The organism is Streptococcus sp. 517s, assembly GCF_054445985.1.
Genome location: NZ_CM136847.1, coordinates 446343 through 469186 on the forward strand (window position 1 = coordinate 446343; position 22844 = coordinate 469186).

Here is a 22844-nt window from a genome sequence, read left to right on the forward strand (position 1 = left end):
CTTTATCTTTATTGTTCTAATTAAATAATACAATAAAACAAAAAACTTGTCAAGTAAAAATAAGAATTGTTTTGGGAATTGCTCAAAAAATGGTATAATGAAAAGAAAACGACAAGGAGGGAAATGCATGCGTTGTCCAAAATGTGGGGCTACCAAGTCTAGTGTTGTTGATAGTCGACAAGCCGAAGAAGGAAATACCATCCGTCGAAGACGTGAGTGCGACGAGTGTCAGCATCGTTTTACAACCTATGAACGAGTAGAAGAAAGAACGCTGGTCGTCGTCAAAAAAGACGGTACACGTGAGCAGTTTTCGAGAGATAAAATCTTTAATGGGATTATCCGCTCAGCCCAGAAACGCCCTGTTTCAAGTGACGAGATCGGCATGGTGGTCAATCGCATCGAACAAAAACTCCGTAGTCGCAGTGAGAATGAGATCCAAAGTGAATATATTGGGTCCTTAGTCATGGAAGAATTGGCAGAGCTGGATGAGATTACCTATGTTCGTTTTGCCAGTGTTTACCGTAGCTTTAAGGATGTGAGTGAGTTGGAGAGCCTTCTCCAGCAGATCACTCAGTCCTCTAAGAAGAAAAAGGAAAAATAGATGAAACCAAATGACCGTTTTTCTTTTCTAAAGAATAATCGGGTGTCGCAAGATACATCTTCTCTGGTGCAGTGCTACCTCCCGATTATCGGTCAGGAGGCACTGAGCCTCTATCTATATGCCATTACCTTTTGGGATGGAGGGCAAAAGGAGCATCTCTTTTCCCATATCCTTAACCACTTAAACTTCGGCATGCCGACCTTGCTCCAATCCTTTAAAATTTTATCTGCTTTGGATTTGTTGACCCTTTATCAAAGGGGAGAAACCTATGAATTACAGCTTCATCCTCCCCTCTCCAGTCAGGAATTTCTAAGTCATTCTGTCTATAGCAGATTATTGGAGAGAAAGATTGGGGATACTGCGCTTGCTTCCATGAAGCAAGCTCCAAGTGAGGGAGAAGCACTCTCGGTTTCTTTGAGCCAAGTTTTTCCAAACCTGACTGAAGAAGTGATACCAATCGAGTCAAAAAACAGGGTGAAAAATGATTTTGATTTGGAACATTTTCAGCGCTTGATGGCTCGAGATGGTCTGCGTTTTGAAAACGAGCAAGCAGATGTTTTGGAATTGTTTGCCATCGCAGATGAAAAGAAATGGACCTGGTTTGAAATCTATCAATTAGCCAAGGCGACAGCGGTGGCTCAGGTTATTTCAGTCAAACGCATGCGTGAAAAGATTGCGCAAAAGCCAGCATCTTCTGACTTTAGCCCCAAAGAAATGACCATTATCAGGGAAGCCAAAAATAAAACTCCCCTGGAATTTTTAGCCGAAATCAAGCAAACGCGTAAGGGAAACATCACCCAGAGCGAGCGAGAACTCCTTCATCAGATGGCGTCTTTAGGCTTGTTGGACGAAGTCATCAATATCGTCTTGCTTCTAACCTTTAACAAGGTTGATTCGGCAAATGTCAATGAAAAATATGCCATGAAGGTTGCCAATGACTATGCTTATCAAAAAATTCGAACAGCAGAAGAAGCTGTGCTTCGGATTCGAGAGCGTCAGAAAAAAGGGCAAGAAGGCCAGAAATCGAAAACTAGCTCGACTAAGACAAATGTTCCTAAGTGGAGTAATCCAGAATACAAGAATCAAACCAGTGAGGAAACTCGTCTGGAACTAGAACGCAAAAAACAAGAAATGTTAGCCCGATTAGAAGAAGGAGGAGACTAGATGGAAAGTATTGGTGATGTAATCAAACGTCAGACAAGTCGTTTTCAGTATCAGGACTTGGTCCAGCAGATCATGAAGGACCCCGATGTAGCGGCTTTTATCCAGAAAGAATCCCTCAGCCGAGAGGAGTTAAATCGCAGCATCTCCAAGTTCAACCAATATATCACAGAACGGGATAAGTTTCTTCGTGGGGATGCGGACTATATAGCGCGTGGCTATAAGCCTATCTTGGTTATGAATCACGGATATGCGGATGTGTCTTATGAAGAAACACCAGAACTAATCGCGGCAGAAAAAGAGGCTGCAATTAAGAATCGTCTCAAATTGATCAATCTACCAGCCAGTCTCAAGAAAGCGAAGTTGGCTCAGATTGACCTGGATGATCTAGGACGGTTGCCGATTTTTGAGAGACTCTATTCCTTTGTTGATCTTTACCCAAGCATTCGAAAAGGCCTCTATCTTTACGGAGATTTTGGTGTTGGTAAGAGTTTCATGATGGCGGCCTTAGCTCACGACCTATCTGAAAAGCGTGGGGCATCAACGACGATTCTCCACTATCCAAGTTTTGTCATTGATGTGAAAAATGCCATCGGTGAAGGATCTGTGAAGACCTTGGTGGATGACATCAAGTTAGCAGAAGTTCTGGTCTTGGATGATATTGGTGCAGAGCAGTCGACTCCTTGGGTGCGTGATGAGATTCTCCAAGTCATTCTTCAGTACCGCATGCAGGAAGATTTGCCGACCTTCTTTACATCCAACTTTGATTTCCAAGATTTGGAAAAACATTTTGCCAAAGGAAAGAATGGAAATGACGAGACTTGGGAAGCTAGACGGGTCATGGAACGAATCCGTTATTTGGCTGAGGAGACAAGACTAGAAGGAGAAAATCGCCGATGACAGAAACCATTAAACTGATGAAAGCTCATACTTCGGTTCGTCGCTTTAAGGAGCAAGAGATTCCTCAGGCAGACTTGGAAGAGATTTTGACTGCTGGACAAATGGCGTCGTCCTGGAAAAATTTCCAATCCTACTCTGTGATTCTTGTGCGCAGTCAAGAGAAGAAAGATGCCCTATATGAACTGGTTCCTCAGGAAGCCATTCGCCAGTCAGCAGCCTTTTTGCTTTTTGTCGGTGACTTGAATCGAGCGGAAAAGGGAGCAAGACTTCACACGGACAGTTTCCAACCTCAAGGGGTAGAAGGTCTCCTTATCACGTCTGTGGACGCGGCTCTTGCTGGTCAAAACACCTTGCTTGCGGCTGAGAGTCTGGGATATGGTGGTGTTATCATCGGTTTGGTCCGTTACAAGTCGGAAGAAGTGGCAGCGCTTTTTAACCTGCCTGACTATACCTACCCTGTTTTTGGGATTGCCCTTGGCGTGCCAAATCAACAACATGAGGTAAAACCAAGACTGCCTTTGAACCAAGTGGTATTTGAAGAAGAATACCAAGAACAGCCAGTAGCGGCGATTTTGGACTATGACAAAGTACAGGCAGACTATGCTGGTGCGCGTGCGACGACCTCTTGGAGTCAGCGTTTAGCAGAGCAGTTTGGTCAAGCCGAACCTAGTTCAACCCAAAAAAATCTAGAACAGAAAAAGTTATTGTAGAAAGTGAGAAAACATGGCCTTACCAACTATTGCCATTGTGGGACGTCCCAATGTTGGGAAATCGACCCTATTTAATCGGATCGCTGGTGAGCGAATCTCAATCGTAGAAGATGTCGAGGGTGTGACACGTGACCGTATCTATGCAACGGGTGAGTGGCTCAATCGTTCCTTTAGTATGATTGATACGGGAGGGATTGACGACGTCGACGCTCCCTTCATGGAGCAAATCAAGCACCAAGCAGAAATTGCTATGGAAGAAGCTGATGTCATCGTCTTTGTGGTGTCTGGGAAAGAAGGAATCACGGATGCAGATGAGTACGTAGCCCGTAAACTTTATAAAACACATAAACCTGTTATCCTTGCCGTTAACAAGGTTGACAATCCTGAAATGCGAAACGACATCTATGATTTCTATGCTCTGGGCTTGGGTGAACCTCTGCCAATCTCGTCTGTACACGGTATTGGAACAGGTGATGTGCTCGATGCCATCGTGGAAAATCTACCACATGAAGTCGAAGAAGAAAATCCAGATGTCATTAAATTTAGCTTGATTGGCCGTCCTAACGTAGGAAAATCCAGTTTGATCAACGCTATTTTGGGAGAAGACCGCGTGATTGCTAGTCCAGTAGCTGGAACAACGCGTGACGCCATTGATACCCATTTTACAGATACGGATGGACAAGAGTTTACCATGATTGATACAGCTGGTATGCGTAAGTCTGGTAAAGTCTATGAAAATACGGAGAAATATTCTGTCATGCGAGCTATGCGTGCCATTGATCGTTCTGACGTGGTCTTGATGGTCCTTAATGCCGAAGAAGGTATCCGTGAGTACGACAAGCGTATCGCAGGTTTTGCCCACGAAGCAGGTAAAGGGATGATCATCGTGGTCAATAAGTGGGATACCCTTGAGAAAGACAACCACACCATGAAAAAATGGGAAGAGGATATCCGTGAGCAATTCCAGTATCTGCCTTATGCGCCGATTGTCTTTGTTTCAGCTCTTACCAAGCAACGTCTCCATAAACTGCCTGAGATGATCAAGCAAATTAGCGAGAGTCAAAACACCCGTATCCCATCAGCAGTCTTGAACGATGTGATTATGGATGCCATTGCTATCAATCCAACACCGACAGACAAAGGAAAACGCCTCAAGATTTTCTACGCAACCCAAGTGGCAACCAAGCCACCAACCTTTGTCATCTTTGTCAACGAAGAAGAACTCATGCACTTCTCTTACCTGCGTTTCTTGGAAAATCAAATCCGCAAGGCCTTCGTCTTTGAGGGAACACCGATTCACTTGATTGCGAGAAAACGCAAATAAGTCTTGCTTGTTTTCCTATAAAAATAAATTGAAAGAAGACTTCATAGTCTTCTTTTTTCTATCTAAAAGGGGAGAAAAGAACCTATCAAATTGGAGGAGAATCTGTCATCAAATTTCAATCATTTTCCTAGCTTTTGTAATCTATTTGTAATGAAAATGCACTTTCTTTGTAAAAATCAAAATGCTATAATTCCTTAAATCAATTTTCCTTTATCAGGGAGGTTATTATGAAAAGAAGCAGATTATTTAAACATAGTTTGTTGGTTCGCTTGCTTGGGTTGCTGATGGTCTTTCTCTTCTTGTCAGCATTCACAGCACCTGAAAAACCTGAGTACGGGATCTATGACCCGGATCATTATTTAACGGATGAGACTATAAGTCAGATTCGGGAATTGAATAATGTCAATAGTAAAAAATCAGAAAAATTCCAGATGGGTGTTTACGTTGTGAAAAGCCTAGATGGAGAAACAATCGAGACTGTAGCCAATGAAACAGCTAGAGCTTGGAAGATTGGCTACTCGGGAGATAACAATGGTGCCTTGGTCGTCATAGCAGTCCAAGATAGAAAATCACGGATTGAAACCAGTAATAATGTGGCCAGTAAAATCACTGACTATCAGACTCACAGGTTCTTGACAACAGCACGCCCTTACTTTAAAAATGGTGACTATAACAAGGGTGTTCTCTCAATAGTCAATAATCTCAACTACATGTTCTATAGTGGATCGAGTACGACTGCTTCAAGTTCTAAAAGTAGCTACGGCTATACTACCAACTCTAGTCGCTTAAGGGAACTTGAAAGGTATGCTGGTGAGAGCAGTTCTTCGAGACGGCATCGAAAAAGCAGTTCGAGTGACGGAGTTATCGGATTTGGAATTCTCATTTACTTCATCGTGATGATTATCGGATTTATATCTGGAGGTCGTGGTGGCGGTTCACATGGCGATGATTCTGGTGGTGGCTGGTGGGGCGGTGACTCATCAGATTCAGGATCCTCTTGGTCTGACTCGGGCTCTGATTCATCTGGAGGCTGGGACGGCGGTGGCTTCGATGGTGGCGGGTCGTCTGATGACTGGTGAGTGATCATATATTGCTCACACCGATTTCTCTATACAGTAAGGTGACTCCTTTGCAAGAGTTCACTCCTTAATTAAAAATAAAAACAAAGTTTGGGAAATTGATTTAAAATCTGAGTATTTTCTCAGAAAAGTTGATAAAAGAAAGTGTTAAGGTTTTGATATGAAACAAAATAAAGTAATTCTCTCAATAGTGGCGATTTTCTTTGGACTACTAGTTCTGGGAAGTTGTTCCGCAGTGACGACCTATAATGGTCTGGTTGGTGAACAGACTAAAGTGGAGCAGGCTCAGGCTGATGTCTCGACAGCCCTCCAACGTCGTTCGGACTTGATTGGTAACTTGGTGGAGTCCGTTAAAGGACAAATGAATCATGAAACCGAAGTCTTTACCAAGATTGCTGATGCTAGAGCTAAAATCGGTAGTAGCTCAGTAACTTCGGAAGAAAATCAAAAGGCTCAGGGAGAGTTGAGCTCTGCTCTTTCCCGCTTGATTTCCTTGACGGAGAATTATCCAGAACTCAAGAGCAATCAAAATGTTGAGCAACTAATGGTCGAACTTTCAGGCAGTGAAAATCGTATCTTTGTAGCACGCAAGGATTATAATAAAGTCGCAGCCGAGTACAATCAAAAGTTGAGAAGTTTTCCAACCGTGCTTTTTGCGAATATGATGAACTTTAAAGAAGCTGAAACTTTTAAAGAAACAGAAGAAGCCAAGACAGTTCCTAAGGTCGATTTTGGAACCTCTTCATCAAGTCAATAAAGTGAATCAGCCTATGAATAAAGGGATTTCTCTAGCATGACTAGTGATTTCAAACCCGAACCTGGAAAGCTTTTTCCAGGTTTTTTTGGTATAATAAAAGGGAAGAGACAGTGACTGAAATGGAGGTTTGCTATGGAGAAAACAAAAGCCTTTCTTGAAGTGCACTACAAGAGATATATCCTTACGATTTGCTTTCTCTGGTTCCTCATGTTTTTTCTTCCTTGGGATTGGCAAATAGGAGGAGTTTCAGTGTATTATTTCGTTATGAAAAAACTCTTTGTGGTTTTTGGTGTTTTATCCATCCTATACTCCGTATTGATTAAAAAAATCAGTCTTCTCGTCTTTGGCATCATCTTTTGCTTGGCCTTCTGGATTAATCTCTTTTGGTATTTTGGGATATTACCTGCATTCTTGGGAAATTAAACATTAAAAAATGATGGACTAGACTGGCTTCTAGTCCTTTTTTCCCCTTGTGAAACAAGGATTCTTTCTTGAAAAATAATGGTAAATATGCTAAAATTAAAAGAACATTCTAAAATATTCAGAATCTAAAGTAAGGAAAATCATGGCTAATATTTTAAAAACAATTATCGAAAATGATAAAGGGGAACTTCGTCGTCTAGAAAAGATGGCTGATAAGGTTCTTAACTATGAGAGCCAAATGGCCGCAATGTCGGACGAAGAACTAAAAGCAAAAACTGACGAATTTAAAGAACGCTACAATAAGGGAGAATCACTTGATTCACTGTTATATGAGGCTTTTGCGGTAGTCCGTGAAGCAGCAAAACGTGTCCTTGGACTTTTCCCTTATAAAGTTCAGGTCATGGGTGGGATTGTTCTTCACCATGGTGACGTTCCAGAGATGCGTACTGGTGAAGGGAAAACCTTGACGGCGACCATGCCAGTGTATCTCAATGCCCTTGCAGGTAAAGGGGTTCACGTAGTTACTGTCAACGAATACCTGACAGAACGTGACGCGACTGAGATGGGTGAATTGTACTCATGGCTCGGTCTGTCAGTAGGGATCAACTTAGCAGCCAAATCTCCAATGGAGAAAAAAGAAGCGTACCTCTGTGATATTACCTACTCAACCAACTCAGAGATTGGTTTCGACTACCTTCGTGACAATATGGTCGTTCGTGCAGAAAACATGGTACAGCGTCCGCTTAACTATGCCTTGGTCGATGAGGTTGACTCAATCTTGATCGACGAAGCCCGTACTCCTTTGATCGTTTCAGGTGCCAATGCAGTTGAGACTAGCCAACTCTACCACATGGCGGATCACTTTGTGAAGTCTTTGGACAAGGATGACTATATTATTGACATTCAGTCTAAGACGATTGGTTTGTCTGATTCTGGGATTGACAAGGCTGAGAGCTATTTCAAACTGGAGAATCTCTATGATGTCGAAAATGTGGCTCTTACCCACTTTATCGACAATGCCCTCCGTGCCAACTATATCATGATTCTCGATATCGACTATGTAGTTAGTGAAGAGCAAGAAATCTTGATCGTTGACCAATTTACAGGTCGTACCATGGAAGGTCGTCGTTACTCTGACGGTTTGCACCAAGCGATTGAAGCAAAAGAAGGTGTGCCAATCCAAGATGAGACCAAGACTTCAGCTTCTATCACCTACCAAAACCTCTTCCGTATGTATAAGAAATTGGCAGGTATGACAGGTACTGGTAAAACAGAAGAAGAAGAATTCCGCGAAATTTACAACATTCGTGTTATCCCAATCCCAACCAACCGTCCAATCCAACGTATCGACCACTCAGACCTTCTCTATGCCAGTCTTGATGCGAAGTTTAAGGCTGTAGTTGAAGATGTAAAAGCTCGTCACCAAAAAGGTCAGCCGGTCTTGGTAGGTACAGTTGCAGTTGAAACGAGTGACTTTCTTTCTAAAAAACTGGTAGAGGCAGGTGTTCCTCACGAAGTCTTGAATGCGAAGAACCACTACAGAGAAGCGCAAATCATCATGAACGCTGGTCAGCGTGGTGCAGTTACTATCGCAACCAACATGGCCGGTCGTGGTACCGACATCAAGCTGGGTGAAGGGGTTCGTGAACTTGGTGGACTTTGTGTCATTGGTACAGAACGCCATGAAAGTCGCCGTATTGATAATCAGCTTCGTGGACGTTCAGGGCGTCAAGGAGACCCAGGTGAGTCACAATTCTACTTGTCTCTTGAAGATGATTTGATGAAACGTTTCGGTTCAGAACGTTTGAAAGGTGTCTTTGAACGTCTTAACATGTCTGATGAAGCCATCGAATCTCGCATGTTAACGCGTCAAGTTGAAGCAGCTCAAAAACGTGTCGAAGGAAACAACTACGATACTCGTAAACAAGTCCTTCAATACGATGATGTTATGCGTGAACAACGTGAAATCATCTATGCACAACGTTATGATGTCATTACTGCAGATCGTGACTTGGCACCAGAAATCCATGCCATGATCCGTCGTACCATTGGCCGAATCGTAGATGCACATGCTCGTTCGAAAGAAGATGAAAAATTGGAAGCAATCTTGAACTTTGCTAAGTATAACTTGCTTCCAGAAGATTCAATCAGTCGTTCAGATCTTGCAGGTCTATCAGACCAAGCTATCAAAGATGAGCTTTATCAACGTGCATTGAAGGTTTATGATAGCCAAGTTGCCAAACTTCGTGATGAAGAGGCAGTGAAAGAGTTCCAGAAGGTCTTGATCCTACGTGTTGTAGACAACAAGTGGACTGACCATATCGATGCCCTTGACCAGTTGCGAAATGCTGTTGGCCTTCGTGGTTATGCTCAAAACAACCCGGTTGTAGAATATCAAGCAGAAGGTTTCCGCATGTTTAACGACATGATTGGATCAATTGAATTCGATGTGACCCGCTTGATGATGAAAGCACAAATCCACGAACAAGAACGTCCTCAAACTGAACACAATATCAGTACAACTGCGACTCGTAACATTGCAGCACAGCAGACTCATCTTCCAGCAGATGTGGACTTGAGCCAAATCGGACGAAATGACCAATGCCCATGTGGATCTGGTAAGAAATTCAAGAACTGTCATGGTAAGAGACAATAATATGAGATAAGATACAGGCGGATACCTGGTGAAAATACATTTTTGCTTGGTGTCCGTTTGCTTTATAAGGAGATGAATCATGGTATTTACAGCTAAAAGTCCTAAAATTAACATTGAAGAGGTTCGCGCCTTGTCTAAATTAGAGGGGGCGGCTCTTGCGAGAAAAAACCAACGTGATCAGGAATTGGAAGCCATCATCCGTGGGGAAGACCAGCGTATTCTCTTGGTGATAGGACCATGTTCATCTGATAACGAAGAGGCGGTTCTCGAGTATGCCAAGCGTCTATCTGCTTTGCAAGAAGAAGTCAAAGACCGTATCTTTATGGTGATGCGGGTCTATACAGCCAAACCTCGTACCAATGGAGACGGCTATAAGGGCTTGATTCATCAACCAAATGCTAAAGAAGCACCTAGCTTGATCAATGGAATCAAGGCTGTTCGTCATTTACATTATCGTGTTATTTCTGAGACTGGTATGACAACAGCTGATGAGATGCTTTATCCTGAAAATCTTCCGCTGGTGGATGATTTGATTTCTTATATGGCTGTTGGAGCTCGTTCTGTAGAGGATCAACAGCACCGTTTTGTAGCGAGTGGAGCAGACTTTTCAACAGGATTTAAAAATCCAACATCTGGAAATCTCAATGTTATGTTTAACGGGATTTACGCAGCGCAAAATAAGCAGAGTTTCCTCTTCCTTGGTAAAGAGGTGGAAACGACTGGGAATCCATTGTCCCATGCCATTCTTCGCGGTGCCTTGAATGAATATGGTAAGAATATTCCTAACTACTACTATGACAATTTGATAGATACCATTGCCCAGTATGAAAAGATGGGCTTAGAAAATCCATTTATCATCATCGATACCAATCATGACAATTCAGGCAAGCAGTACATGGAGCAAATCCGTATCGTTCGTCAGACCTTGATTAACCGTGACTGGAATGAGAAAATCAAGAAATATGTTCGTGGTTTTATGATTGAGTCCTATCTAGAAGATGGACGTCAAAATGAGCCAGAAGTTTTTGGTAAGTCCATTACAGATCCGTGTCTCGGATGGGACAACACAGAAGCACTTGTTCGCGAAATTTACCAAACGCTAGGAGAGTAAGATGGCATTTATCGAAAAAGGTCAAGAAATTGACATTGAAGCAATCAAGGCTGCGACCCAGTTGTCACCTGAAGCCTTGCGAAAGAAAGAAGCCCGCGATAGAGAGTTGGCAGCCATCATCTCGGGTGAGGATGACCGAATCCTTTTGGTGATGGGGCCTTGCTCTTCGGACAATGAAGAAGCAGTACTCGAATATGCTCGTCGCTTAGCAGACTTGCAGAAAAAAGTTGCGGATAAAATCTTTATCGTGATGCGTGTCTATACGGCTAAACCTCGTACTAATGGAGATGGCTATAAAGGCATGATTCATCAACCAAATACCAGCGAAGCGCCTAGTCTCATCAATGGTTTGCAGGCTGTTCGTCAGTTGCACTACCGTGTGATTACCGAAACTGGATTGACAACAGCTGATGAGATGCTCTATCCGTCAAACCTCGTTTTGGTTGATGACCTGGTCAGCTACCATGCTGTTGGGGCTCGTTCAGTGGAGGACCAGGAACACCGCTTTGTAGCCTCTGGGATTGATGCTCCGGTTGGGATGAAAAATCCAACATCTGGAAATCTTGGGGTCATGTTTAATGCCATCTATGCGGCTCAAAACAAGCAAACCTTCCTTTACCACGGTCAAGAAGTGGAAACTTCAGGAAATCCCTTGGCCCACGTTATCCTTCGTGGTGCCATGAACGAATATGGTAAAAATGAACCCAACTTCTACTATGAAACCCTCTTAAATGCCATCAATCGCTATGAGACAATGGGACTTGAAAATCCCTTCATTATCATCGATACCAATCATGACAATTCAGGCAAGCAGTATATGGAACAAATTCGCATTGTTCGTCAAGCCCTACTGAATCGTGACTGGAATGAAAAGATTAAAAAGACGGTTCGAGGCTTTATGATTGAATCATACCTAGTAGATGGCCGTCAAAATCAACCAGAGGTCTTTGGTTGCTCCATAACTGACCCTTGTCTAGGTTGGGAAAATACAGTAGCCTTGGTAGAAGAAATTTATACTACCTTAACAAAATAAGTGAAAAGGATGGAGTTGGGGGAATCTCAGCTCCTTTTGTGAGTATGATAGTTGGACACGGAATTGACATCGAAGAATTGGCTTCGATAGAAAATGCAGTTACACGACGTGAGGGCTTTGCCAAGCGAGTGCTGACCCCTAAAGAAATAGAGCGTTTTGCCAGTCTCAAAGGGCGCAGACAAATCGAATACTTGGCTGGTCGCTGGTCGGCTAAGGAGGCCTTTTCCAAGGCTATGGGAACTGGTATTGGAAAACTGACCTTTCAGGATTTGGAAGTTTTGAACAATGAACGAGGGGCTCCTTATTTTAGTCAGTCGCCATTTTCAGGAAAGATTTGGCTGTCGATCAGCCATACAGATCAGTTTGTGACAGCCAGTGTCATTTTGGAGGAAAATCATGAAAGCTAGTCCACATAGACCAACCAAGGCTCTGATATATCTGGGAGCCATTCGACAAAATATACAACAAATGGGAAGTCATATCCCTAATGGTACGCTCAAATTTGCAGTAGTCAAGGCTAATGCTTATGGACATGGGGCGGTAGCTGTTGCAACGGCGATCCAGGATGTTGTTGATGGATTTTGCGTTTCCAATATTGATGAAGCTATCGAGTTGCGTCAAGCAGGTATAAACAAGAAAATCCTCATCTTAGGAGTTTCTGAAATCGAAGCTGTTGCTCTAGCTAAAGAATACGACATCACCTTGACAGTGGCAGGATTGGAGTGGATTCAAGCGCTGTTAGACAAGGAAGCAGATTTAACTGGCTTGACTGTCCACCTCAAGATTGATTCGGGAATGGGACGGATTGGTTTTAGAGAGGCCAGTGAAGCTGATCTGGCTCAAGACTTGCTCAAGCAACATGGTGCTCGCGTTGAGGGGATTTTTACCCACTTTGCTACTGCAGATGAGGAATCAGATACCTACTTTAATCAGCAGTTAGAATGCTTTAAAGCTATTTTAGCAAGTATGAAGGATGTTCCAGAGCTGGTTCATGCCAGCAACTCGGCAACGACCCTCTGGCATGCAGAGACTATTTTCAATGCGGTTCGTATGGGAGATTCCATGTATGGTCTCAATCCAAGTGGAGAGGTTTTGGACTTGCCTTATGCCTTGACTCCAGCCTTGACCTTGGAATCTGCTCTAGTTCATGTCAAGACAGTTCCAGCTGGAGCTTGCATGGGCTATGGAGCCACCTATCAGGCGTATAGCGAGCAAGTCATCGCGACCGTGCCAATCGGCTATGCGGATGGTTGGACACGAGATATGCAAAATTTCATTGTCTTGGTAGATGGACAAGCTTGCCCAATCGTCGGACGAGTATCTATGGACCAAATCACTATTCGGCTGCCTAAGGTTTACCCGCTAGGAACAAAAGTAACCCTGATCGGCACAAACGGTGACAAGGAAATCACAGCAACTCAGGTAGCGACCTACCGTGGAACCATTAATTATGAGGTGGTTTGTCTCCTCAGTGATCGCATTCCGAGAGAATATTATTAAAAAAGAAAGGAGTGGAGCATGAATCTACACCAACCCTTGCATGCCTTGCCTGGTGTGGGGCCAAAGTCAGCCGAGAAATACGCCAAACTAGGAATTGAAAACTTGCAAGACCTCTTGCTCTACTTTCCTTTCCGTTATGAAGATTTCAAGACCAAGCAGGTGCTAGAGTTGGAAGATGGCGAAAAGGCTGTTCTGTCTGGTCAGGTAGTGACTCCTGCTAGTGTCCAGTATTATGGCTTTAAGCGCAATCGTCTGCGTTTTAGTCTCAAGCAGGGAGAAGTCGTTTTTGCGGTGAATTTTTTTAACCAACCCTACCTAGCTGAAAAGATTGAACTAGGTGCAACCCTTGCTGTCTTTGGGAAATGGGACCGTGCTAAGGTCAGTCTGACTGGGATGAAGGTTCTGGCTCAGGTGGAAGATGACCTCCAACCTGTTTATCGACTGGCTCAAGGAATCAGTCAGGCCAGTCTGGTCAAGGTCATCAAAACGGCCTTTGATCAGGGGTTAGACCTCTTGATAGAGGAAAATCTTCCCCAGTCTTTACTTGATAAATACAAACTCATGTCTCGTTGCCAGGCTGTTCGCGCTATGCATTTTCCTAAGGATTTAGCAGAATACAAGCAGGCCCTTCGCCGTATCAAGTTTGAGGAACTCTTTTATTTTCAGATGCAGTTGCAGACGCTCAAGTCTGAAAATAGAGTTCAGGGAAGCGGTCTGGTTCTGAACTGGTCCCAGGAAAAAGTGATAGCCGTTAAAGAAAATCTGCCATTTGTCCTGACCCAAGCTCAGGAAAAAAGTTTGCAGGAAATTTTGACAGACATGAAGTCCGACCATCACATGAATCGTCTCCTACAAGGGGATGTGGGGAGCGGAAAAACAGTCGTCGCTGGCTTGGCCATGTTTGCGGCGGTGACAGCTGGCTATCAAGCTGCCCTCATGGTGCCAACAGAAATCCTTGCGGAGCAACACTTTGACAGTCTACAGAGCCTTTTTCCAGACTTGAAACTGGCTCTCTTGACAGGTTCCTTGAAAGCTGTAGAAAAAAGAGAAGTCTTGGAGACCATTGCCAAGGGTGAGGCTGATTTGATTATCGGGACTCATGCTTTGATACAAGATGGGGTGGATTATGCTCGTCTTGGTTTGATTATCATTGATGAGCAGCACCGTTTTGGTGTGGGGCAAAGGCGTATTCTGAGAGAAAAAGGCGACAATCCTGACGTTCTCATGATGACGGCTACGCCCATTCCACGAACATTGGCTATCACGGCCTTTGGGGATATGGATGTTTCCATTATTGACCAGATGCCAGCAGGGCGGAAGCCGATTGTGACGCGCTGGATTAAGCATGAGCAGCTGCCTCAGGTCTTGACTTGGTTAGAGGGGGAAATTCAAAAAGGTTCTCAAGCCTATGTCATTTCTCCCTTGATTGAGGAATCTGAAGCTCTGGATCTGAAAAATGCCATTGCCTTATCAGAAGAGTTGACGGCTCATTTTACTGGTAAGGCAGAAGTAGCCCTCCTACATGGCAAGATGAAGAGTGACGAAAAAGACCAGATCATGCAGGATTTCAAAGAGCGAAAAACGGATATTCTGGTTTCGACAACGGTTATTGAGGTTGGGGTTAATGTTCCCAATGCGACCGTCATGATTATCATGGATGCCGACCGGTTCGGTCTCAGTCAGCTTCACCAGCTCAGAGGTCGTGTTGGTCGGGGAGACAAGCAGTCTTATGCTGTTCTCGTTGCTAATCCCAAGACGGATTCTGGGAAGGACCGCATGCGTATCATGACAGAAACGACCAATGGATTTGTCCTTGCGGAGGAAGATTTGAAAATGCGTGGTTCGGGTGAGATTTTTGGAACCAGACAGTCAGGACTTCCAGAGTTTCAAGTGGCTGATATTATCGAAGATTTTCCAATTTTAGAAGAAGCTAGGAAGGTTGCCAGCTACATTAGTTCGATAAAAGATTGGAAAGAGGATCCGGAGTGGCGCATGATTGCTCTCCACTTAGAAAAGAGAGAACATCTGGATTAAGTCTTTTCTAAGAAATCTATAAGCTAGCTTTTGGGGTTGGGTCTTATACTAGAGTCATCAAAAAGAAACGAGGACTCTCACATGACTATTAAAGTAACCTACCAAAAGAAATTCCAAACTGTCAAACTAGAGAAAGGAGCTAGCACCTATTGATACACAGAGAGCGGAAACGCTCTTTTTATTTTTAAAACTACTTTCAGGTGCTCTGTTTGAAGTTAGAGAATCTAAAATCACTTTCTATTTAGCATTCTTTCTTGCATTGCCTCCCTAGATATGCTAGAGTTATGATAGCGATTACAAAAAAACTAAAGGAGCATGCTATGAAAAATCCAGCTTTGTTAGAAGAAATCAAGACCTATCTAGGACGGGATGAGGTTCCAGCAAACTTTGATGCTTTCTGGGATGAAGAGGTCAAAAAAGTTTCATCTCTTCCAGCCTACCAGTTGGAGGAAAGAGATTTCCATATTCCCCAAGTCAAGTGCTATGAGCTAACCTTTGAAGGAACGAATGCAGGCAAGGTCTACGCACGCGTCGTCCTTCCAAAGAGTGAGGAGAAAGTTCCGTTAATCTTCCATTTCCATGGTTATATGGGACGTGGCTGGGACTGGGCTGATATGCTGGCCTATACTGTAGCTGGTTACGGTGTTGTTTCCATGGATGTGCGGGGCCAGTCAGGTTACTCGCAAGACGGCTTGCGTTCTCCTCTAGGGAATACCGTTAAGGGGCATATCATCCGTGGTGCTGTGGAAGGTCGGGATCATCTCTTTTATAAGGATGTCTATCTGGATATTTACCAGTTGGTTGAAATTGTTGCTAGTTTGCCTCAGGTAGATGAGAATCGGCTTTCCAGCTATGGTGCGTCACAAGGAGGGGCCTTAGCTCTGGTTGCAGCAGCGCTTAATCCTCGGATTCAGAAAACAGTTGCCATCTATCCCTTCTTGTCAGACTTTAGACGAGTGCTTGAGATTGGCAATACCAGTGAAGCTTATGACGAACTCTTCCGTTATTTCAAGTTTCACGATCCCTTCCATGAAACAGAGGAGGAAATCATGGCGACCCTTGCCTATATCGATGTGAAAAATCTTGCCCATCGCATTCAAGGTGAGGTCAAGATGATTACGGGCTTGGACGACGATGTTTGCTATCCTATTACCCAGTTTGCGATTTACAACCGTCTAACTTGTGATAAGGCCTATCGTATCATGCCTGAGTATGCTCACGAAGCCATGAATGTTTTTGTCAATGATCAGGTTTATAACTGGCTCTGTGGCAGTGAGATTCCTTTTAAGTACGTAAGATAATGAATGAGAGAGCCCAGGAGCTCTCTTTTTTATGTCCAAAACCTGAAAGTACTTTTAGAAAATTTAAAATATTAAAATATTCTTAAAAGTAAAATCTATTCTGTGGGAACACAGATATAAATATAAGACTTTATTGTATAATAAAGGAAAAGTCACTTGTGAAAGGAGGAAAAAGGCTGCTGGGTGGTTAAAAACTTGGGCTCAGCAGAAAATGGGAGAGGATTGGGAGCTCTCATTAAGTTGGATACTTTCTTGTAAAACTTGTCTCTTGAGAGACAATAAAAATTTTTAAAGAAAAAGAAAGCGCTTTATTTTATGAAAAATGAAAGGACAAACATGAATTACAAATCTTTAGATCGGAAACAGCGATACGGAATTCGAAAATTTGCAGTTGGGGCGGCATCGGTAGTGATTGGTACAGTAGTATTTGGAGCAAATCCGGTCTTAGCTCAAGAGCAAGCCAATGCAGCAGGGGCCAGTACAGAAACTGTCGAACCTAGTCAAGGTTTATCAGAGTTGCCAAAAGAAGTGTCCTCGGGAGATCTTGCTCATTTGGATAAGGATTTAGCTGGTAAATTGGCAGCAGCTCAAGACAACGGCGTTGAGGTGGACCAAGATCATTTGAAAAAAAATGAGAGTGCAGAATCAGAAACCCCATCCTCTACGGAAACCCCTGCAGAAGAAGCAAATAAGGAAGAGGAATCAGAGGATCAGGGGGCTATTCCTCGTGACTATTACTCAAGAGATTTAAAAAATGCTAATCCTGTCCTTGAAAAAGAAGATGTTGAAACCAATGCAGCAAATGGTCAAAGAGTTGATTTATCAAGTGAACTAGATAAACTAAAGAAACTTCAAAATGCTACAGTTCACATGGAGTTTAAACCAGATGCATCAGCTCCACGCTTTTACAATCTCTTCTCTGTATCCAGTGACACCAAGGAAAATGAGTACTTTACTATGTCGGTCCTTGATAATACAGCTCTTATTGAAGGGCGTGGCGCTAATGGAGAACAGTTCTATGATAAGTATACAGATGCTCCATTGAAAGTTCGCCCTGGACAATGGAATTCCGTGACCTTTACTGTCGAACAACCGACAGCGGAGTTACCTCATGGTCGAGTTCGTCTCTATGTGAACGGTGTCTTATCTCGAACAAGTCTAAAATCTGGGAACTTCATCAAAGATATGCCAGATGTTAATCAAGCTCAACTTGGAGCAACCAAACGGGGCAAGAAAACAGTTTGGTCCTCAAATCTACAAGTTCGAAACCTAACCGTTTACGATCGTGCTTTAAGCCCAGATGAAGTTCAAACACGGAGTCAATTATTTGAAAGAGGTGAATTGGAACAGAAACTTCCTGAGGGAGCAAAAGTCACTGAGAAAGAAGATGTCTTTGAAGGTGGTAGGAACAATCAACCAAATAAAGATGGTATCAAGAGTTATCGTATCCCAGCTCTTCTCAAGACAGATAAAGGAACGCTGATTGCAGGAACGGATGAAAGACGTTTGCACCATTCTGACTGGGGAGATATTGGGATGGTTATTCGTCGCAGCTCAGATAATGGAAAAACATGGGGAGACCGAATCGTAATCTCAAATCCTCGTGACAATGAGCACGCTAAACATGCAGATTGGCCATCTCCAGTCAATATTGATATGGCCTTGGTGCAAGACCCTGAAACAAAGAGAATTTTTGCAATTTACGACATGTTCCTTGAAAGTAAGGCAGTATTTTCATTGCCAGGGCAAGCTCCGAAAGCTTATGAACAAGTGGGAGATAAAGTTTATCAAGTTTTATATAAGCAAGGAGAATCAGGTCGCTATACAATTCGAGAAAACGGAGAGGTTTTCGACCCTCAAAACAGAAAGACAGATTATCGCGTCGTCGTTGACCCTAAAAAACCAGCCTACAGCGATAAGGGAGATTTGTATAAAGGGAATGAGCTAATCGGAAATATTTATTTTGAGTATAGCGAGAAGAATATTTTTAGAGTTTCCAATACCAACTACCTATGGATGTCCTACAGTGATGACGATGGGAAGACTTGGTCTGCACCAAAAGATATTACTCATGGGATTCGGAAAGATTGGATGCACTTCCTAGGAACTGGACCTGGTACTGGGATTGCCTTGCGTACAGGGCCTCATAAGGGAAGACTGGTGATTCCAGTTTATACAACAAACAACGTTTCCTACCTAAGTGGTTCTCAATCATCTCGTGTAATTTACTCAGATGATCATGGTGAAACATGGCAAGCAGGGGAAGCAGTTAACGATAACCGTCCAGTAGGCAACCAAACCATTCACTCTTCAACCATGAATAATCCAGGCGCCCAAAATACGGAGTCAACTGTTGTTCAGTTGAATAATGGGGATCTCAAGCTCTTTATGCGTGGGTTGACTGGTGATCTTCAGGTTGCGACCAGTCATGATGGGGGAGCAACGTGGGATAAAGAAATCAAACGTTATCCTCAAGTAAAAGACGTTTATGTTCAAATGTCCGCTATTCACACCATGCATGAAGGAAAGGAATACATTCTACTCAGCAATGCTGGTGGTCCTGGACGCAATAATGGTTTGATTCACCTAGCTCGTGTTGAGGAGAATGGTGAGTTGACATGGCTGAAACACAATCCTATACAAAGTGGTAAGTTTGCTTACAACTCGCTCCAAGAACTCGGAAATGGCGAATATGGTTTGCTTTATGAGCATGCGGATGGCAATCAAAACGATTATACTTTATCCTATAAGAAATTCAACTGGGATTTCTTAAGCAAAGACAGAATTTCTCCTAAAGAAGCAAAAGTAAAATATGCTATCCAAAAATGGCCAGGTATTATTGCCATGGAGTTCGATTCGGAAGTATTGGTAAACAAGGCTCCGACCCTTCAATTGGCAAATGGCAAGACAGCAACCTTTATGACCCAGTACGATACAAAAACTCTCCTATTCACAATAGATCCAGAGGATATGGGACAAAGGATTACAGGCCTAGCTGAGGGTGCAATTGAAAGCATGCACAATTTACCAGTTTCTTTAGCTGGCTCTAAACTAAGCGATGGTATTAATGGCAGTGAAGCTGCTATCCATGAAGTTCCAGAGTTCACAGGTGGTGTAAATGCAGAAGAAGCGGCTGTGGCAGAGGTACCAGAGTACACTGGACCATTGGCAACAGCAGGTGAAGAACCCGCTCCAACAGTAGAAAAACCGGAATTCACAGGTGGTGTAAATGCAGAAGAAGCGGCTGTAGCAGAGGTACCAGAGTACACCGGTCCATTGGCAACAACAGGTGAAGAACCCGCTCCAACGGTAGAAAAACCAGAATTCGCAGGAGGCGTTAATGCTGTTGAGGCAGCAGTCCATGAACTTCCAGAGTTCAAGGGTGGTGTCAATGCAGTTCAAGCGGCTTCAAATGAGGTTCCGGAATATAGCGGAGGTGCTAACTTTGTCTTGGCAGCTTCAAATGACCTGCCAGAATATAAGGGTGGAGTCAATGGCGCTGAGGCAGCAGTCCATGAAGTGCCAGAGTACAAGGGAGAAACTAATCTAGTATTAGCAGCTGCAGACAACAAACTGTCTCTAGGCCAAGATGTGACATATCAAGCGCCAGCAGCTAAACAAGATGAACTTCCAAATACGGGAAGCAAGGAAGCAAGCTCACTGCTTTCCCTTGGCTTTGCGGGCGTCCTCTTATCACTTTTTGCATTTGGAAAAAAGAGAAAAGAATAATAAGCAAGAGCTATTGTAGCAAGTTTCAGAAGAGGTAGCAGGTTTTCAAGCCTGCTATCTTTTTTGACGACATTCAGGTTGATTCAAAATCATAAGAGGCCTGAAACTACTTTCAGGAACGGCTGTTCTATAAAATACTTTTGAAACTGAAATCTATTCTACTACAAGCTATTGAAAGCGCTTAACAAATAATATATAATAAGCCCATAAGAACAAGAAAGGGAGGAAAGAGGATGCCACAGATCAGCAAAGAAGCCTTGATTGAACAAATCAAAGATGGAATCATTGTCTCTTGCCAGGCACTTCCTCACGAACCGCTTTATACAGAAGCGGGAGGAGTCATTCCCTTGCTAGTCAAAGCGGCTGAGCAAGGTGGAGCAGTCGGTATCCGAGCAAACAGTGTTCGCGATATCAAGGAGATTAAGGAGGTCACGAAACTCCCAATTATCGGAATCATCAAACGCGACTATCCGCCACAGGAGCCTTTCATTACAGCTACGATGAGAGAAGTTGATGAACTGGCTGAACTAGACATCGAGGTCATTGCTCTGGATTGTACCAAACGTGAACGTTACGACGGTTTGGAAATCCAAGACTTTATCCGACAAGTCAAAGAAAAGTATCCGCATCAACTCTTAATGGCTGATACCAGCACGTTTGAAGAAGGAATAGCAGCAGTTGAGGCAGGTGTTGATTTTGTTGGAACAACCCTGTCAGGTTACACCTCTTATAGTCCTAAGGTAGATGGTCCAGACTTTGAACTGATCAAAAAACTGTGTGAAGCAGGTGTGGATGTCATCGCTGAAGGGAAGATTCACACACCAGAACAAGCCAAGCAAATCCTTGAATATGGGGTGCGAGGTATCGTTGTTGGTGGAGCGATTACTAGACCAAAAGAGATTACGGAACGCTTTGTTGCCGGTCTTAAATAACACAATCTCAAAAAAGAGGAGAGTGGTCGATGCGTCGGATAAAATGAAAACGTATACAAATATAAACTTGCTCATTATCCAATATGGATACGCTTATCAATTAGGAGAATACAAATGAAATTTAGAAAACTAGCTTGTACAGTACTTGCGGGTGCTGCGATTCTTGGCCTTGCAGCTTGTGGTAACTCTGGTGGAAGTAAAGATGCTGGAAATTCTGGTAGCGATAGCGGAAAAACAGAAATCACTTGGTGGGCATTCCCAGTCTTTACACAAGAAAAAACGGGTGACGGTGTTGGAACTTATGAAAAATCAATCATCGAAGCGTTTGAAAAAGCAAATCCAGATGTAAAAGTGAAATTGGAAACCATCGACTTCAAGTCAGGTCCTGAAAAAATCACAACAGCCATCGAAGCAGGGACAGCGCCAGACGTACTCTTTGACGCACCAGGGCGTATCATCCAATACGGTAAAAATGGTAAATTGGCTGAGTTGAACGATCTCTTCACAGACGAATTCGTCAAAGATGTCAACAACGAAAACATCGTACAAGCAAGTAAGGCTGGCGACAAAGCTTACATGTATCCAATCAGTTCAGCTCCATTCTACATGGCTATGAACAAGAAAATGTTGGAAGATGCTGGAGTTGCAAACCTTGTAAAAGAAGGTTGGACAACTGATGACTTTGAAAAAGTTTTGAAAGCGCTTAAAGATAAAGGATATACACCAGGTTCATTGTTCAGTTCTGGTCAAGGGGGAGACCAAGGAACACGTGCCTTCATCGCAAACCTTTATGGCGGTTCTGTAACAGACAAAGACGTAACTAAATATACAACTGATGATCCTAAATTCGTCAAAGGTCTTGAAAAAGCAGCTAGCTGGATTAAAGACGGTTTGTTGAACAATGGTTCACAATTTGACGGTGGAGCAGATATCCAAAACTTTGCCAACGGTCAAACATCTTACACAATCCTTTGGGCACCAGCTCAAAACGGTATCCAAGCTAAACTCTTGGAAGCAAGTAAAGTAGAAGTGGTAGAAGTACCATTCCCATCAGATTCAGGTAAACCAGCTCTTGAATACCTTGTAAATGGATTTGCAGTATTCAACAACAAAGACGACAAGAAAGTTGCAGCATCTAAGAAATTCGTTCAATTTATCGCGGATGACAAAGAATGGGGTCCAAAAGACGTTGTTCGTACAGGTGCCTTCCCAGTTCGTACTTCATTTGGCAAACTTTATGAAGACAAACGTATGGAAACAATCAGTGGTTGGACTAAATACTACTCACCATACTACAACACTATCAATGGTTTTGCTGAAATGAGAACACTTTGGTTCCCAATGTTGCAATCTGTATCAAATGGTGACGAAAAACCAGCGGACGCTTTGAAAGCCTTCACTGAAAAAGCTAACGAAACAATTAAAAAAGCTACAAAACAATAAGCACTAAATCAGATTGACTCCTCCCTTTTCCCTGTGCATAGTCTATGTAAGAAAAGGGAGGATTTTGTTTGAAATGTAAGGAACTGTCACGAAATTAAAATGAAGTTCTTACATAAGCGAATCTTAAAAAATTTCATTTTGATTTTAAAA

Annotated in this window: 18 protein-coding genes; all 18 read left to right on the forward strand. The window is 43.1% G+C overall.

Annotation, left to right across the window (positions count from 1 at the left end):
• Nucleotides 1–127: 127 nt before the first annotated feature.
• The 18 genes from nrdR to ACVX3R_RS02595 all read left to right on the forward strand — a co-directional run bounded on the left by nrdR (nucleotide 128) and on the right by ACVX3R_RS02595 (nucleotide 22694).
• Complete coding sequence (gene nrdR / locus ACVX3R_RS02510) at nucleotides 128–601, forward strand: transcriptional regulator NrdR (protein ID WP_001203676.1); 474 nt, start codon at nucleotides 128–130, stop codon at nucleotides 599–601.
• Entirely contained in the window at nucleotides 602–1765 is a 1164-nt protein-coding gene (locus ACVX3R_RS02515) for a DnaD domain protein (protein ID WP_458795334.1), read from the forward strand. It abuts the gene before it with no gap.
• Nucleotides 1766–2662 carry a primosomal protein DnaI gene (dnaI, locus tag ACVX3R_RS02520; RefSeq protein ID WP_458795335.1) on the forward strand — a complete coding sequence of 299 codons (897 nt, stop codon included), beginning with the start codon at nucleotides 1766–1768 and terminating at the stop codon, nucleotides 2660–2662.
• On the forward strand, nucleotides 2659–3372 hold the full coding sequence (locus tag ACVX3R_RS02525) for an NADPH-dependent oxidoreductase (protein ID WP_458795336.1): 714 nt from the start codon (nucleotides 2659–2661) through the stop codon (nucleotides 3370–3372). The genes dnaI and ACVX3R_RS02525 overlap by 4 nt, the downstream gene beginning before the upstream one ends.
• Before the next feature lie 13 nt (nucleotides 3373–3385).
• Nucleotides 3386–4696: a ribosome biogenesis GTPase Der gene (gene der / locus ACVX3R_RS02530; RefSeq protein WP_084853278.1), complete on the forward strand. Its 1311-nt coding sequence runs from the start codon at nucleotides 3386–3388 to the stop codon at nucleotides 4694–4696.
• Between the two features lie 227 nt (nucleotides 4697–4923).
• A complete protein-coding gene (locus ACVX3R_RS02535) occupies nucleotides 4924–5775 on the forward strand; it encodes a TPM domain-containing protein (protein WP_458795337.1) in 852 nt (283 codons plus the stop codon).
• Nucleotides 5776–5935: 160 nt separating this feature from the next.
• Nucleotides 5936–6532: a LemA family protein gene (locus ACVX3R_RS02540; RefSeq protein WP_000812473.1), complete on the forward strand. Its 597-nt coding sequence runs from the start codon at nucleotides 5936–5938 to the stop codon at nucleotides 6530–6532.
• 132 nt (nucleotides 6533–6664) lie between these two features.
• A complete protein-coding gene (locus ACVX3R_RS02545; RefSeq protein WP_458795338.1) occupies nucleotides 6665–6955 on the forward strand; it encodes a hypothetical protein in 291 nt (96 codons plus the stop codon).
• A gap of 142 nt (nucleotides 6956–7097) precedes the next feature.
• Entirely contained in the window at nucleotides 7098–9611 is a 2514-nt protein-coding gene (secA, locus tag ACVX3R_RS02550) for a preprotein translocase subunit SecA (protein ID WP_458795339.1), read from the forward strand.
• A 79-nt stretch (nucleotides 9612–9690) separates the two neighbouring features.
• Nucleotides 9691–10722 carry a 3-deoxy-7-phosphoheptulonate synthase gene (locus ACVX3R_RS02555; protein WP_061598126.1) on the forward strand — a complete coding sequence of 344 codons (1032 nt, stop codon included), beginning with the start codon at nucleotides 9691–9693 and terminating at the stop codon, nucleotides 10720–10722.
• Between the two features lies 1 nt (nucleotide 10723).
• Nucleotides 10724–11755, forward strand: a complete 1032-nt coding sequence (locus tag ACVX3R_RS02560) for a 3-deoxy-7-phosphoheptulonate synthase (protein WP_458795340.1) — start codon at nucleotides 10724–10726, stop codon at nucleotides 11753–11755.
• 44 nt (nucleotides 11756–11799) lie between these two features.
• The gene (acpS, locus tag ACVX3R_RS02565; protein WP_458795341.1) at nucleotides 11800–12162 is read left to right on the forward strand and encodes a holo-ACP synthase; all 363 of its coding nucleotides are present in this window, start codon (nucleotides 11800–11802) and stop codon (nucleotides 12160–12162) included.
• Nucleotides 12152–13255 (forward strand): alanine racemase, encoded by a 1104-nt coding sequence (gene alr / locus ACVX3R_RS02570; protein ID WP_458795342.1) that lies wholly within the window; start codon nucleotides 12152–12154, stop codon nucleotides 13253–13255. Before acpS ends, alr begins: the two co-directional genes overlap by 11 nt.
• Before the next feature lie 18 nt (nucleotides 13256–13273).
• Entirely contained in the window at nucleotides 13274–15289 is a 2016-nt protein-coding gene (recG, locus tag ACVX3R_RS02575) for an ATP-dependent DNA helicase RecG (RefSeq protein WP_458795343.1), read from the forward strand.
• A 320-nt stretch (nucleotides 15290–15609) separates the two neighbouring features.
• The gene (locus tag ACVX3R_RS02580; RefSeq protein WP_458795344.1) at nucleotides 15610–16590 is read left to right on the forward strand and encodes an acetylxylan esterase; all 981 of its coding nucleotides are present in this window, start codon (nucleotides 15610–15612) and stop codon (nucleotides 16588–16590) included.
• Nucleotides 16591–16926: 336 nt separating this feature from the next.
• Nucleotides 16927–20319 (forward strand): SIALI-17 repeat-containing surface protein, encoded by a 3393-nt coding sequence (locus tag ACVX3R_RS02585; RefSeq protein ID WP_458795345.1) that lies wholly within the window; start codon nucleotides 16927–16929, stop codon nucleotides 20317–20319.
• Nucleotides 20320–20552: 233 nt separating this feature from the next.
• Nucleotides 20553–21251: an N-acetylmannosamine-6-phosphate 2-epimerase gene (locus ACVX3R_RS02590; protein ID WP_001135660.1), complete on the forward strand. Its 699-nt coding sequence runs from the start codon at nucleotides 20553–20555 to the stop codon at nucleotides 21249–21251.
• A gap of 114 nt (nucleotides 21252–21365) precedes the next feature.
• Nucleotides 21366–22694, forward strand: coding sequence for an ABC transporter substrate-binding protein (locus ACVX3R_RS02595; RefSeq protein ID WP_458795346.1), 1329 nt, complete (start codon nucleotides 21366–21368; stop codon nucleotides 22692–22694).
• The last annotated feature ends 150 nt before the right edge of the window (nucleotides 22695–22844 follow it).

Coding starts and splice junctions, on each gene's coding strand:
- nrdR (WP_001203676.1), top strand. CDS start 128: ATGCGTTGTCCAAAATGTGGGGCTACCAAGTCTAGTGTTGTTGATAGT.
- ACVX3R_RS02515 (WP_458795334.1), top strand. CDS start 602: ATGAAACCAAATGACCGTTTTTCTTTTCTAAAGAATAATCGGGTGTCG.
- dnaI (WP_458795335.1), top strand. CDS start 1,766: ATGGAAAGTATTGGTGATGTAATCAAACGTCAGACAAGTCGTTTTCAG.
- ACVX3R_RS02525 (WP_458795336.1), top strand. CDS start 2,659: ATGACAGAAACCATTAAACTGATGAAAGCTCATACTTCGGTTCGTCGC.
- der (WP_084853278.1), top strand. CDS start 3,386: ATGGCCTTACCAACTATTGCCATTGTGGGACGTCCCAATGTTGGGAAA.
- ACVX3R_RS02535 (WP_458795337.1), top strand. CDS start 4,924: ATGAAAAGAAGCAGATTATTTAAACATAGTTTGTTGGTTCGCTTGCTT.
- ACVX3R_RS02540 (WP_000812473.1), top strand. CDS start 5,936: ATGAAACAAAATAAAGTAATTCTCTCAATAGTGGCGATTTTCTTTGGA.
- ACVX3R_RS02545 (WP_458795338.1), top strand. CDS start 6,665: ATGGAGAAAACAAAAGCCTTTCTTGAAGTGCACTACAAGAGATATATC.
- secA (WP_458795339.1), top strand. CDS start 7,098: ATGGCTAATATTTTAAAAACAATTATCGAAAATGATAAAGGGGAACTT.
- ACVX3R_RS02555 (WP_061598126.1), top strand. CDS start 9,691: ATGGTATTTACAGCTAAAAGTCCTAAAATTAACATTGAAGAGGTTCGC.
- ACVX3R_RS02560 (WP_458795340.1), top strand. CDS start 10,724: ATGGCATTTATCGAAAAAGGTCAAGAAATTGACATTGAAGCAATCAAG.
- acpS (WP_458795341.1), top strand. CDS start 11,800: ATGATAGTTGGACACGGAATTGACATCGAAGAATTGGCTTCGATAGAA.
- alr (WP_458795342.1), top strand. CDS start 12,152: ATGAAAGCTAGTCCACATAGACCAACCAAGGCTCTGATATATCTGGGA.
- recG (WP_458795343.1), top strand. CDS start 13,274: ATGAATCTACACCAACCCTTGCATGCCTTGCCTGGTGTGGGGCCAAAG.
- ACVX3R_RS02580 (WP_458795344.1), top strand. CDS start 15,610: ATGAAAAATCCAGCTTTGTTAGAAGAAATCAAGACCTATCTAGGACGG.
- ACVX3R_RS02585 (WP_458795345.1), top strand. CDS start 16,927: ATGAATTACAAATCTTTAGATCGGAAACAGCGATACGGAATTCGAAAA.
- ACVX3R_RS02590 (WP_001135660.1), top strand. CDS start 20,553: ATGCCACAGATCAGCAAAGAAGCCTTGATTGAACAAATCAAAGATGGA.
- ACVX3R_RS02595 (WP_458795346.1), top strand. CDS start 21,366: ATGAAATTTAGAAAACTAGCTTGTACAGTACTTGCGGGTGCTGCGATT.